Genomic DNA, 12,612 nt, shown 5'->3' with positions numbered 1-12,612 from the left:
ATGCGTGACGAAGGAGCGACGGCCGTGACGAAAGTGACGCACGATCATCAGACGCCACAGGAGCGGAGGAAGCGGCGGGTGCGCTCCGCGATGGGGTAGGGAGCGTCGGGCTCGCAGGGGTACATGTCCTGCTCGACGATGGCGAACAGGTCCACGTCCAGGGCGCGCGCCGCGTCGAGCACCGGCTCCAGGGCCGGCACCCCGGCCGGCGGCTCGCACATCACGCCCTGGGCCACCGCCGGACCGAAGGGCAGCTCCTCGGCCACCACCCGGGCGAGCACCGCCGGGTCGACCTGCTTGAGATGGAGGTAGCCGATCCGCTCGCCGTAGGTCTCGATCAGCTTCACGCTGTCGCCGCCGCAGTAGGCGTAGTGGCCCGTGTCCAGGCACAGCGCCACCAGATCGGGGTCGGTGGCGTCGAGGAAGCGGGTGACGTTCTCCTCGGTGTCGAGGTGGGTGTCGGCGTGCGGATGGACCACGATCCGCAGCCCGTAGCGCTCCCGCACCTCGTGGCCGAGGCGCTCGGTCAGACCGGTCAGCTGCCGCCACTGTTCGGCCGTGAGGGTGCGGTCCTCCAGGACCTCGCCGGTGCGGTCGTCCCGCCAGAAGGAGGGGATCACGACCAGATGTTCCGCGCCCATGGCCTGGGCGAGCGCCGCGTTCTCGGCGACATGGGCCCAGGTCCGCTCCCACCCGGCCGGCCCGTGGTGGAGCCCGGTGAACACGGTCGCCGCCGAGACCCGCAGCCCCCGGCTGCCCGTCTCCTCGGCGAGCAGGCCCGGATCGGTCGGCAGATAGCCGTACGGGCCGAGCTCGATCCACTCGTAGCCGGCGCCCGCCACCTCGTCCAGGAACCGCTGCCACGGCACCTGCCGCGGATCGTCGGGGAACCACACCCCCCACGAGTCCGGGGCGGAACCGACTCTGATCCGCGGCGGCTGGGGGGAGGCTGACGGGGGCGGCGAGGGCCGCCGAGGTGACGGATTCGTCATGAATGCCACCTTGGGGCGGACTCCTGGGGGCGTCAAGACGGCGTCGGGCAGTACGTGCGCAGCACGCCCGGTCGCGTCCGGCGGCACGTCCGGATGGCAGGACCTGTCGTTGACACGCCCCAGGGCCGTGGATAGACCTGAGGACGTGGGCCCACCAGGGCCGAGGCGAGAGGTGACGTGCCGATGACGGCGGAACCGGAGCACCGGCGGGACGGCCGCCCCGACGACCCGATCGGGCGGGAGCCGGTCGCGTACGACCGGGTCACTTACGACCTGATCGCGATGGGGCGCCTCGGTGTGGACCTGTACCCGTTGCAGAGCGGGGTGGAGCTGGCCCGGGTGGAGAGCTTCGGGAAGTTCCTCGGCGGCTCCCCGGCCAATGTGGCCGTCGCCGCCGCGCGGCTCGGCTGCCGCACCGCGCTGATCAGCCGGACCGGGGCCGACCCGTTCGGCGCGTACCTGCGCCGCGAGCTGCGGGCCTTCGGGGTGGACGAGCGGTGGGTCACCGAGGTCGCCGCGTACCCCACCCCGGTCACCTTCTGCGAGATCTTCCCGCCCGACCACTTCCCGATCCACTTCTACCGCCGCCCCAAGGCCCCCGACCTGGAGATCCACCCCCACGAGCTGGACCTCCACGCACTCCGGGCGGCCCGCGCGCTGTGGGTCACCGGCACCGGACTGAGCGCCGAACCCAGCCGCACCGCGACCCTCGCGGCGCTGCGCGAGCGGGCCGCCGCGGCCGGACCCGGCGCGTTCACCGTCCTCGACCTCGACTGGCGCCCCGCCCTCTGGGACGCCCCCGGCGAGGCCGGCCCGCTGTACGCGGAGGCGCTGCGGCACGCGACCGTCGCCGTCGGCAACCTCGACGAGTGCGAGATCGCCACCGGCGAGCGCGAGCCGTACGCCGCCGCCCGCGCCCTGCTCGCCGCCGGTGTCCGGCTCGCCGTCGTCAAACAGGGCCCCAAGGGCGTCCTCGCGCTCGCCGCCGACGGCACCACCGCCGAGGTCCCGCCGCTGCCCGTCGAGGTGGTCAACGGCCTCGGCGCCGGCGACGCCTTCGGCGGCGCGCTCGCCCAGGGCCTGCTCGCCGGCCTCGACCTGGAGCTGCTGCTGCGCCGGGCCAACGCCGCGGGCGCGATCGTGGCCGGCCGGCTCGCCTGCTCGCCCGCCATGCCGTACGCCGAGGAGATCGACCTGGCCCTCGCCACCGGCGACGCCTCGATCCCGGAGCGCCCCCGATGACCCGGCCCCCGATGACGGGGCGCCCCGGCGGGTAGGGACATGACCATGGACTCCACGCTCGCCCTCCATCTCCCCGCCGGCTCGGCCGCCCGCGGCCCGTACGACGTCGACATCGACCCCGAGCGGGCCGGCTGGACGCACAGCTCGCTGCGGGTGCTCGATCTGCCGCCCGGCGGGACCCACGAGTTCGAGACGGGGAACAGCGAATGGGTGGTGCTTCCGCTCTCCGGGGGCGGTACGGTGCGCGTCGACGGGGAAATCCTCGAACTCGTGGGCCGCGACAGCCCGTTCGACGGGGTCTCGGACTTCGCCTACGTACCCAGGGACGCCCACGCCCAGATCGCCTCCGGTGCGGGAGGCCGCTTCGCTTTGGCAGGAGCGAAGTGCGAGCGACGACTCCCCGCACGCTACGGCTCCGCGCCGGAGGTTCCCGTCGAGACCCGGGGCAGCGGCAACCGCACCCGCGAGGTGCGCAACTTCGCCGCGGCGGGCGTTTTCGACTGCGACCGGCTGATCGCCGTCGAGGTGATCACCCCCGGCGGCAACTGGTCCTCCTATCCGCCGCACAAGCACGACGAGCACCGCCCGGGCACGGAGTCCGTCCTGGAGGAGATCTACTACTACGAGGTGTACGCGCCGCCCGGAGCCCCGCACCACGCCCCGCCCGGCTACGGCTACCAGCGGATCACCCCGTCCCGCCCCGGCGGCGCCGAACTCCTCGCCGAGGTGCGCACCGGTGACGCCGTCCTCGTTCCCGACGGCTGGCACGGCCCGTCGATCGCCCAGCCCGGGCACCCGCTCTACTACCTCAACGTCATGGCCGGACCCGGCCCCGAGCGGGAGTGGCGGATCAGCTTCCACCCCGACCACACGGAGGGATACAAGTGACCCGGCTGACCGTCGCCCAGGCCCTGGTGCGCTTCCTCGCCGCCCAGCACACCGAGCGCGACGGCGTGCGGCAGCGGCTCGTCACCGCCACCTGGGGCATCTTCGGCCACGGCAACGTGGCCGGGCTCGGCCAGGCGCTCGTCGAGCACGCCGACCTCATGCCGTACCACCAGGGACGCAACGAACAGGCCATGGTGCACGCGGCCGTCGGCTACGCCCGCCAGTCCCGGCGGCTCCGGATCCACGCCGTCACCACCTCCATCGGCCCCGGCGCCACCAACCTCGTCACGGGTGCCGCGCTCGCCACGATCAACCGGATCCCGGTCCTCCTGCTGCCCGGCGACACCTTCGCCACCCGCCCGGCCGACCCCGTGCTCCAGCAGCTCCAGGTCCCGTACGCCGGCGACGTCTCCGTCAACGACTGTCTGCGCCCGGTGTCGAGGTACTTCGACCGGATCGTCCGTCCCGAGGCGCTGATCCCGGCCGCCCTCGAAGCGATCCGGGTCCTCACCGACCCCGCCGAGACCGGCGCCGTCACCCTCGCGCTGCCGCAGGACGTGCAGGCCGAGGCGTACGACTGGCCCGAGGCGTTCTTCGCCGAGCGGATCTGGCGGGTGCGCCGCCCGGCACCGGACGAGGACGAGCTGGAGGCGGCGGCGGAGGCGATCGGCCGGGCCGCCCGCCCGCTGATCGTCGCGGGCGGCGGCGTCAAGTACAGCGGGGCCGAGGAGTCGCTCTCCGACTTCGCGGCACGGACCGGCATCCCGGTCGCCTCCACCCAGGCCGGCAAGGGCGCGCTGCCTCACGGCCACCCCCAGGACATGGGCGGCATCGGCCACACCGGCACCGCCGTCGCCGACCACCTGGCCCGTACCGCCGACGTGGTGATCGGGGTCGGCACCCGCTGGAGCGACTTCACCACCGCTTCCTCGACCCTGTTCGGCCACCCCGCCGTGCGGTTCGTCAACCTCAACATCGCCGCCGTCGACAGCCACCGGATGGCGGCGCTCCCCCTGGTCGCGGACGCCCGCGAGGGCCTGGAGCAACTCCACGGTCTCCTTGAGCAGCACCATGTCACCGAGCACTACGTGCACGAGTACGCGGAGGAGAAGCTGCGCTGGAAGGCCCGTACCGACGCCGCCTGCGCCGCGTCCGACCCGAGCGCCCGCCCCACCCAGGCGCAGGTCCTCGGCGTACTCGACACCCTGGTCACCGGGGACGACATTCTGATCAACGCGGCCGGCTCGCTGCCCGGCGACCTCCACAAGCTGTGGCGGACCCGTTCCACCGACCAGTACCACGTCGAATACGGCTACTCCTGCATGGGATACGAGATCCCGGCGGCCATCGGCGTCTCGCTCGCCGCGCCCGGCCGGCCGGTGTGGGCGCTGGTCGGCGACGGTACGTATCTGATGAACCCCACCGAAATCGTCACCGCCGTGCAGGAGGGACTGCCCGTCAAGCTGGTCATCCTCGACAACCACGGCTACGCGTCGATCGGCGGCCTGTCGGAGGCGGTGGGCGCCGAGCGCTTCGGCACCGACTACCGCTTCCGCGCGGAGGACGGCGGCTTCACCGGGCCGCCCCTCCCCGTCGACCTCGCCGCCAACGCCGCCTCCCTCGGCCTGCGGGTGCGGCGCGCCCGTACCGTACGTGACCTGCGGGAAGCCCTCGCGGACGCCCGGCAGGCCACGGTTCCCACATGTGTCTACGTGGAGACCGAAACGGGCGACAGTGTGTCGGGCCCGCCCCCCGCCCAGGCGTGGTGGGATGTGCCCGTGGCCGCGATTTCGACCCGCCCGTCGGCGGTCAAGGCCCGCGAGGAGTACGACCGGCACGTCACCGCCCGACGCCGCCACCTGTAGCAGCCAGAAGGAGCATTCCGTCATGACGAAGACCGTCAACCACTGGATCGGTGGCAAGAGCGTCGAGGGCACGTCGGGCAACTGGGGCCCGGTCACCGACCCGGCCACCGGCGCCGTCACCACGCAGGTCGCGCTCGCCTCCGCCGACGAGGTCGACACGGCGGTCGCCGCCGCCAAGGCCGCCTACGCCACATGGGGCACCTCCTCGCTGGCCCAGCGCACCACGATCCTGTTCCGCTTCCGCGCGCTGCTCGACGCCAACCGCGACGCGATCGCCGAGCTGATCACCGCCGAGCACGGCAAGGTGCACTCCGACGCGCTCGGCGAGGTCGCCCGCGGCCTGGAGATCGTCGACCTGGCCTGCGGCATCACCACCCAGCTCAAGGGCGAGCTGTCCACCCAGGTCTCCAACCGGGTCGACGTGGCGGCCATCCGCCAGCCGGTCGGCGTCGTCGCCGGCATCACCCCGTTCAACTTCCCGGCGATGGTGCCGATGTGGATGTTCCCGCTGGCCATCGCCTGCGGCAACACCTTCATCCTCAAGCCGAGCGAGAAGGACCCGTCGGCCTCCCTGAAGATCGCCGAGCTGCTCGCCGAGGCGGGCCTGCCGGACGGCGTCTTCAACGTCGTGCACGGCGACAAGGTGGCCGTGGACCGCCTCCTGGAGCACCCGGACGTCTCCGCGGTCTCTTTCGTCGGCTCGACCCCGATCGCCCGCTACATCCACACCACCGCCTCCGCCAACGGCAAGCGCGTCCAGGCGCTCGGCGGCGCCAAGAACCACATGCTGGTCCTCCCGGACGCCGACCTCGACGCCGCCGCCGACGCCGCCGTCTCCGCGGCCTACGGCTCCGCCGGCGAGCGCTGCATGGCGATCTCCGCGGTGGTCGCGGTCGGCTCCATCGGCGACCAGCTCGTCGAGAAGATCCGCGAGCGCGCCGAGAAGATCAAGATCGGCCCCGGCAACGACCCGACGTCCGAGATGGGCCCGCTCATCACGGCCGTCCACCGCGACAAGGTCGCCTCCTACGTGCACGGCGCGGCGGACGAGGGCTGCGAGGTCGTCCTCGACGGCACCGGCTACACCGTCGACGGCCACGAGAACGGCCACTGGATCGGCCTCTCCCTCCTCGACCACGTCCCCACCACGGCCAAGGCCTACCAGGACGAGATCTTCGGCCCGGTCCTCTGCGTCCTGCGCACCGAGACGTACGAGGAGGGCGTCGCCCTCATCAACGCCTCGCCGTTCGGCAACGGCGTCGCCATCTTCACCCGCGACGGCGGCGCCGCCCGCCGCTTCCAGCTGGAGATCGAGGCCGGCATGGTCGGCGTCAACGTCCCGATCCCGGTCCCGGTGGGCTACCACTCCTTCGGCGGCTGGAAGGACTCGCTCTTCGGCGACCACCACATCTACGGCAACGACGGCGTCCACTTCTACACCCGCGGCAAGGTCGTCACCACCCGCTGGCCGGACCCCTCCGACGCCCCGGCCGGCGTCGACCTGGGCTTCCCGCGCAACCACTGACGCCCGACCGGCCCTCTCGCGCCACCCTGCGGCCCGTACGGCTTCGGCTGTACGGGCCGTCCTCGTCCGCCGTTCGACTACACCCCGCGAGCAACCGTCACGGGGTGTGAGCGGGCGGGAACGATCCTGAGGCAGTTCTCGAAAATCTGTCCATGATCGAAAGGAATGTCGATGACGAGGAGTCATCTCCGCCGTGTAGCCACGAGCGGATACGCCTGCGCACTCGCTCTGGGGGCCGTCGGACTCGCCGCCCCGTCGGCCGAAGCCCAGCAGCCGACCTGCTTCGGCGCGCCCGCCACGATCGTCGTCGGCGCCCCCGGCCAGACCACCAACGGCACGGCGGGCAACGACGTGATCGTCGGTACGGCCGGCAGCGACACGATCAACGGCCTCGGCGGCAACGACCTGATCTGCGGCCTCGGCGGCGACGACCTGCTGACGGGCGGGCTCGGCAGCGACCGCCTCGACGGCGGCGCGGACAACGACCGTCTCATCGGCGACACGTTCAACACGAGCGGCTCCTCCACCGGCGCCGTGTCCTCCGACACCCTGCTCGGCGGCAGCGGCAACGACTCGCTGGCCGGTGACAACCGGGCCCCCTTCAGCGGCGCCTTCACCGCCTCGGGCGGTGCGAACGACACCCTGGACGGCGGCACGGGCAACGACTTCCTGACCGGCGACAGCCTGGGCGCCAACGCCAGCGGCAGCGGATGGGACCGCCTCAACGGCGGCGCCGAGAGCGACGACATCGTCGGCGACGCCCGTTCGACGGCCGGGAACGCGAGCGGCGCGGGCAGCGACATCATCGACGGCGGCCTGGGAGCCCAGGACTTCCTCGTCGGTGACAGCGACGCGACGGGCGGGAACGCGAGCGGCAACGGCGGGAACGACGTCATCAGCGACACCACGGACGGATCGTTCGCGATCATCGGCGACCACAACCTCCGGGTCGACAACGGAGGCACCGCGACCGGCTCCGGAAGCGACCGGATCACGGGCGGTCCGAGCAACGAACTGCTGACCGGCGAGAGCTCCGTCTCCAGCGCGGCCACCACCTCCGCGAGCAGCGACGTGATCAACGGCGGCGGCGGCAACGACCGGATCTTCGGCGACAACGCCGACTACAACCTCACCGCCACCGTCGGCACCGCGGGCGGCTCGGACGCCCTGCGCGGCGACGACGGCGCCGACACCATCCTCGCGGGCCCGGGCAACGACTCCCTCGACGGCGGCCCCGGCGCCCCCGACACCTGCAACGGCCAGACGGGCACGGACACGGCCAACGCCTCCTGCGAGGTCGTCCAGAACGTCCCCTGACCGGACGGGAAAACCACTGGCCCCCGGGGTGCCCGCCGACCCACCCTGGGGGCCATGTCCGCACCGCCGCAGCACCCGAAGCACCCGAAGCATCAGATCCGCGCCCTGCACACCGACTCGACGGTGACCGTGTACCAGGCCTACCGCCCGGAGCTCGGCCTTCCCGCCGCCCGGGACGGACGCTTTCCGCCGGAGTGGAAGCGGGACCGGATGACCTGGATCAAGCCGTCGTTCCTGTGGATGATGTACCGCTGCGGCTGGGGGCAGAAGGAGGGGCAGGAGGTCGTGCTCGCCGTCGAGATCCGGCGGGACGGCTTCGAATGGGCCCTGCGGAACGCCGCCCTCTCCCACTACGTGCGCGGCTTCCACACCGACCGGGCGGACTGGCAGCGGGAGTTGAAGCGCGCACCGGCCCGGGTGCAGTGGGATCCCGAGCGGGACCTGCACCTGAGCGGGCTCGGCCACCGGTCCCTGCAGCTCGGGCTTGCCGGGGAGGCCTCGCGGCGGTACGCCGACGAGTGGACGGTCGCGATCCGGGACGTGACGCCGCTCGCCCACGAGATCCACGGGCTGGTACGGGAGGGGCGCCTGGCGGAGGCCGGGCGGCTGCTGCCGGAGGAGCGGCCGTACCCCGTGCCGGACGGGCTGCTCGACCGGGTCGTGCCGATCAGGACCGGGGAAACGACCAGCCCCGCATCGTGAACACGCCCTCGTCCGCCGCGCCCGCCGCCGCGTACGTCCGCAGCGCGGGCTCGTTGTCCGTGTCCACGCCCACCCACATGCCGTAACAGCCGCGCGCCCGGGCCTCCGCCGCGAGCGCCTCGGTGAGGGCGCGGCCGATGCCGCGGCGGCGATGGGCCTCGTCGACGGAGAGCTCGTACAGGCACAGTTCCACGCCCTTGTCGGGGTGGTGCATCTCGATGCCGGAGACGAAGCCGGCCGGGGTGCCGTCGGGCGCGTAGGCGATGAGCAGCACATGGCCGGGGGCGGCGAGGAAGGCCGCCGCCCACTCCTCGCGGGGCGGCGCGTCGTACAGGTGCGCCGCCGCGAGCAGCTCCGCCACCGTGGTGGCCCGCCGGATCTCCACCGCACACCTCCCGTGTCGCGTACCGCGCCTGGTGTACGGGGACGGTACCGCGTACGACCGGAGGAGGCCTCCGAGTTCCGACCGGGGCACCCGGGGCGCGGCCCCCGGTCCGCCTAGGCTCGATGCCATGCAGCTGCGACTTCCCCGCAAGGGCCTGCGGCGGTGGGCCGCGGCCGGCGCCGCGCTCGCCGTGCTCCTCGGCGGCGCCGGTACCTGGACCGCCGTCGCCTCCGACGGGCCCGCGCCCGTGCACCGCGCGGACTCGATGCTCGACCTCGACGGAGTACGGCTCGACACCTCGTACTTCACCGCGGGCGACGATGCCGGGCGCCGCCCCGCCGTGCTCCTCGGCCACGGCTTCGGCGGCTCCAAGGACGACGTCCGCGCCCAGGCCGAACGGCTGGCCCGCGACGGCTACGCCGTCCTCACCTGGTCCGCGCGCGGCTTCGGCGCCTCCACCGGGCAGATCGGCCTCAACGACCCGGAGCGCGAGGTCAAGGACGTCCGCGGGCTCGTCGACTGGCTCGCCGCCCGGCCCGAGGTGCTGCTCGACAAGCCGGGCGACCCGCGCGTCGGCATCACCGGCGCGTCGTACGGCGGCGCGGTCGCGCTGCTCGCCGCGGGCCACGACCCGCGCGTCGATGCGGTCGCGCCGCAGATCACGTACTGGAACCTCGCCGACGCGCTGTTCCCGAACGGCGTCTTCAAGAAGCTGTGGTCGGGCATCTTCTTCTCGTCCGGTGCCACCGGCACGGGACAGCGGCCGGGCGCCGCCGCCCCGACCGCCTGCGGGCGCTTCAGCCCCGAGATCTGCGCGCTCTACCAGCGGGTCGCCGTCTCCGGGCGGCCCGACCCCGCCGCCCGTGCCCTCCTGGAGGCGCGCAGCCCGTCCGCCGTCGGCGGGCGCATCAAGGTGCCCGCGCTGATCGTGCAGGGGCAGGCCGACTCGCTGTTCACGCTCGACCAGGCCGACGCCATGGCCCGGACCATCGCGGGCAACGGCGCGCCCGTCGCGGTCGACTGGACCGCCGGCGGGCATGACGGCGGCGACCGCGAGACCGACCGGATCGAGGGCCGGATCGGCGCCTGGTTCGACCGCTATCTGAAGCAGGACACCGGCGCCGACACGGGCCCGGCCTTCCGGGTCAGCCGGACCGGCGGCGTGGACTCCACCGACGGCCGGGCCACCCTGCGCGGCGCCACCGCCGACCGCTACCCCGGCCTCGCCGCGGGCCGGGTACGGGTCGCCCTCTCGGGCCCCGCCGCCCCGCGCCCCTTCGCCAACCCGGCCGGCGCCAACCCGCCCGCCCTGTCCGCCGTGCCCGGGCTCGGCGGCGGGCTGAGCCAGTTGTCCTCCCTCGGCGCGGGCTTCTCGCTCGACTTCCCCGGCCAGTTCGCCGCCTTCGACGCCCGGCCGCAGTCCGCGCCGCTGCGCGTCACCGGCGCGCCCACCGTCCGGGTCCGGGTGACCTCGACCGCCCCCGACGGTTCGGCCGTCGTCTTCGCCAAGGTGTACGACGTGGGGCCGGACGGCCGGCAGCAGGTGCTGCCCGCCCAGCTCGTCGCCCCGGTCCGGATCGACGGCGCCGCCCAGGGCCGCACCGTCGACCTCACCCTCCCGGCCGTCGACCACGAGGTCCCGGCCGGGCACCGGCTGCGACTTGTGCTCGCCGCGACCGACCTCGGCTACGCGTCCCCGGCCGCCCCCGCCACGTACACCGCCGCCGTCGAGGGCCCGCTGACCGTGCCGACCGCACCGGCCGTCACCACCCAGGCCACCGGCCTGCCGTGGTGGGTCTGGGGCCTGCCGCTCGGCGGCGCCGTCGTGGCCGCCGTGCTGCTGCTGACCGCCCGGCGGCGTACCGCGGCCCCCGCCCCGGACCCCGAACTGGCCCACGTACCCCTGCAGATCACCGGCCTCAGCAAGAAGTACGCGGGCGGCGACCGGTACAGCGTCCGCGAGCTGTCGTTCCGGGTCGAACAGGGCCAGGTCCTCGGCCTGCTCGGCCCCAACGGAGCCGGCAAGACCACCACCCTGCGCATGCTGATGGGCCTGATCACCCCCGACGAGGGCGAGATCCGGGTCTTCGGGCACGCGATCCGGCCCGGCGCCCCGGTGCTGTCCCGGGTCGGCGCGTTCGTCGAGGGCGCGGGGTTCCTGCCGCATCTGTCCGGGCGGGAGAACCTGGAGCTGTACTGGGCCTCCACCGGCCGCCCCGCCGAGGACGCCCACCTCGACGAGGCGCTGCGCATCGCCAACCTCGGCGGCGCCCTGCAGCGCGCCGTGCGCACCTACTCGCAGGGCATGCGGCAGCGGCTCGCCATCGCCCAGGCCATGCTGGGCCTGCCCGACCTGCTGATCCTGGACGAGCCGACCAACGGCCTCGACCCGCCGCAGATCCGCGAGATGCGGGAGGTGATGATCCGGTACGCGGCCGGGGGCCGGACCGTCATCGTCTCCAGCCACCTCCTCGCCGAGGTCGAACAGTCCTGCACCCACCTCGTGGTGATGGACCGCGGCGGCCTCGTCCAGGCCGGCCCGGTCGGCGAGATCACCGGCAACGGCGACACCCTGCTCGTCACCCTGGCCGGCCCGGTGCCGGACCCGGTGGTGGAGAAGCTGGCCGCCGTACGGACCGAAGCGGGCCTGCTCGTACCGCTCGACGGCCGGACCGCCACCGAACTCATCGGCGAACTCGTCCGGCTCGACCTGCCGGTGACCGGCGTCGGACCGCACCGGCGGCTCGAGGACGCGTTCCTGACCCTGATCGGAGGAGAGTCGGCATGACCACCGCCACCACGCCCACGGGGCCCGCGACCGCGCCCGCGAGCGCCACCGCGACCGGTTACGCGCCGGGCCGCACCCTGCCGCTGCGGGTCGAGGCCCTGCGCCAGCTCAAGCGCCGCCGCACCCTGGTCATGGGGCTGATCCTGGCCGCCCTCCCGTTCGTCCTCATCGTCGCCTTCGCCATCGGCGGTTCGCCGGGCGACAACGGCAACGGGAACGGCCGGATCAACCTGATGGACACGGCGACGGCATCCGGCGCCAACTTCGTCGCCACCTGTCTCTTCGTCTCCGCCGGCTTCCTCCTGGTGATCCCGGTCGCCCTCTTCTGCGGCGACACCGTGGCCTCCGAGGCCGGCTGGTCCTCGCTGCGCTATCTGCTCGCCGCACCCGTGCCGCGCGCCCGGCTGCTGTGGTCCAAGCTCGCCGTGGCCCTCGGCTTCAGCGCCGCCGCGATGCTGCTCCTTCCGCTGGTCGCGCTCGTCGCCGGCACCGTCGCCTACGGCTGGGGCCCGCTGAAGCTGCCCACCGGCGGCGCGCTCCCGGCCGGCGAGTCGCTGCTGCGGATCGGCATCGCCGTCGCCTTCGTCTTCGTGTCCCAACTCGTCACCGCGGGCCTCGCCTTCTGGCTCTCCACCCGCACCGACGCACCCCTGGGCGCGGTCGGCGGCGCCGTCGGACTCACCATCATCGGCAACGTCCTCGACGCGGTCACCGCCCTCGGCGACTGGCGCTCCTTCCTCCCGGCGCACTGGCAGTTCTCCTGGATCGACGCGCTCCAGCCGCAGCTGGAGTGGACGGGCATGGCCAAGGGCGCGGCGGTCTCCGTCACGTACGCCCTGATCCTCTTCGCCCTCGCCTTCCGGGGCTTCGCTCGCAAGGACATCGTGTCCTGACCCGGCACGAGCCCC

10 protein-coding genes are annotated in these 12,612 nt (G+C 73.6%); 8 read left to right on the top strand and 2 right to left on the bottom strand.

Going from position 1 to position 12,612, the window contains the following annotated elements:
* Positions 1–47: 47 nt before the first annotated feature.
* Positions 48–992: a sugar phosphate isomerase/epimerase gene (locus tag KV205_RS05515; RefSeq protein WP_265862597.1), complete on the bottom strand. Its 945-nt coding sequence runs from the start codon at positions 990–992 to the stop codon at positions 48–50.
* A gap of 282 nt (positions 993–1,274) precedes the next feature.
* On the opposite strand from KV205_RS05515, the gene iolC reads away from it, so the two are divergent.
* The 6 genes from iolC to KV205_RS05485 all read left to right on the top strand — a co-directional run bounded on the left by iolC (position 1,275) and on the right by KV205_RS05485 (position 8,531).
* Positions 1,275–2,234: a 5-dehydro-2-deoxygluconokinase gene (iolC, locus tag KV205_RS05510; RefSeq protein WP_265862754.1), complete on the top strand. Its 960-nt coding sequence runs from the start codon at positions 1,275–1,277 to the stop codon at positions 2,232–2,234.
* A gap of 45 nt (positions 2,235–2,279) precedes the next feature.
* Complete coding sequence (gene iolB, locus KV205_RS05505) at positions 2,280–3,122, top strand: 5-deoxy-glucuronate isomerase (RefSeq protein ID WP_374214627.1); 843 nt, start codon at positions 2,280–2,282, stop codon at positions 3,120–3,122.
* Positions 3,119–4,987 carry a 3D-(3,5/4)-trihydroxycyclohexane-1,2-dione acylhydrolase (decyclizing) gene (gene iolD / locus KV205_RS05500; protein ID WP_265862594.1) on the top strand — a complete coding sequence of 623 codons (1,869 nt, stop codon included), beginning with the start codon at positions 3,119–3,121 and terminating at the stop codon, positions 4,985–4,987. Before iolB ends, iolD begins: the two co-directional genes overlap by 4 nt.
* Before the next feature lie 22 nt (positions 4,988–5,009).
* Positions 5,010–6,512: a CoA-acylating methylmalonate-semialdehyde dehydrogenase gene (gene mmsA / locus KV205_RS05495; RefSeq protein WP_265862591.1), complete on the top strand. Its 1,503-nt coding sequence runs from the start codon at positions 5,010–5,012 to the stop codon at positions 6,510–6,512.
* Between the two features lie 171 nt (positions 6,513–6,683).
* Positions 6,684–7,829, top strand: coding sequence for a calcium-binding protein (locus KV205_RS05490; RefSeq protein ID WP_265862590.1), 1,146 nt, complete (start codon positions 6,684–6,686; stop codon positions 7,827–7,829).
* A 54-nt stretch (positions 7,830–7,883) separates the two neighbouring features.
* A complete protein-coding gene (locus tag KV205_RS05485; protein WP_265862588.1) occupies positions 7,884–8,531 on the top strand; it encodes a DUF4291 domain-containing protein in 648 nt (215 codons plus the stop codon).
* Here KV205_RS05485 and KV205_RS05480 read toward each other — a convergent pair.
* Positions 8,497–8,916: a GNAT family N-acetyltransferase gene (locus KV205_RS05480; protein WP_265862587.1), complete on the bottom strand. Its 420-nt coding sequence runs from the start codon at positions 8,914–8,916 to the stop codon at positions 8,497–8,499. The genes KV205_RS05485 and KV205_RS05480 overlap by 35 nt on opposite strands.
* Positions 8,917–9,043: 127 nt before the next feature.
* Here KV205_RS05480 and KV205_RS05475 point away from each other — a divergent pair, with 127 nt between their 5' ends.
* Together KV205_RS05475 and KV205_RS05470 are read left to right on the top strand one after the other, a co-directional pair.
* Positions 9,044–11,704 carry an alpha/beta fold hydrolase gene (locus KV205_RS05475; protein ID WP_265862585.1) on the top strand — a complete coding sequence of 887 codons (2,661 nt, stop codon included), beginning with the start codon at positions 9,044–9,046 and terminating at the stop codon, positions 11,702–11,704.
* Positions 11,701–12,597 carry an ABC transporter permease gene (locus KV205_RS05470; RefSeq protein ID WP_265862584.1) on the top strand — a complete coding sequence of 299 codons (897 nt, stop codon included), beginning with the start codon at positions 11,701–11,703 and terminating at the stop codon, positions 12,595–12,597. Before KV205_RS05475 ends, KV205_RS05470 begins: the two co-directional genes overlap by 4 nt.
* The last annotated feature ends 15 nt before the right edge of the window (positions 12,598–12,612 follow it).

Origin of the sequence: Streptomyces sp. SKN60 (genome assembly GCF_026236535.1) — a bacterium.
Lineage (GTDB): Bacteria > Actinomycetota > Actinomycetes > Streptomycetales > Streptomycetaceae > Streptomyces.
The sequence above is the reverse complement of the archived record's forward strand: the minus strand, read 5'-3'. Positions and strand labels throughout refer to the sequence as shown.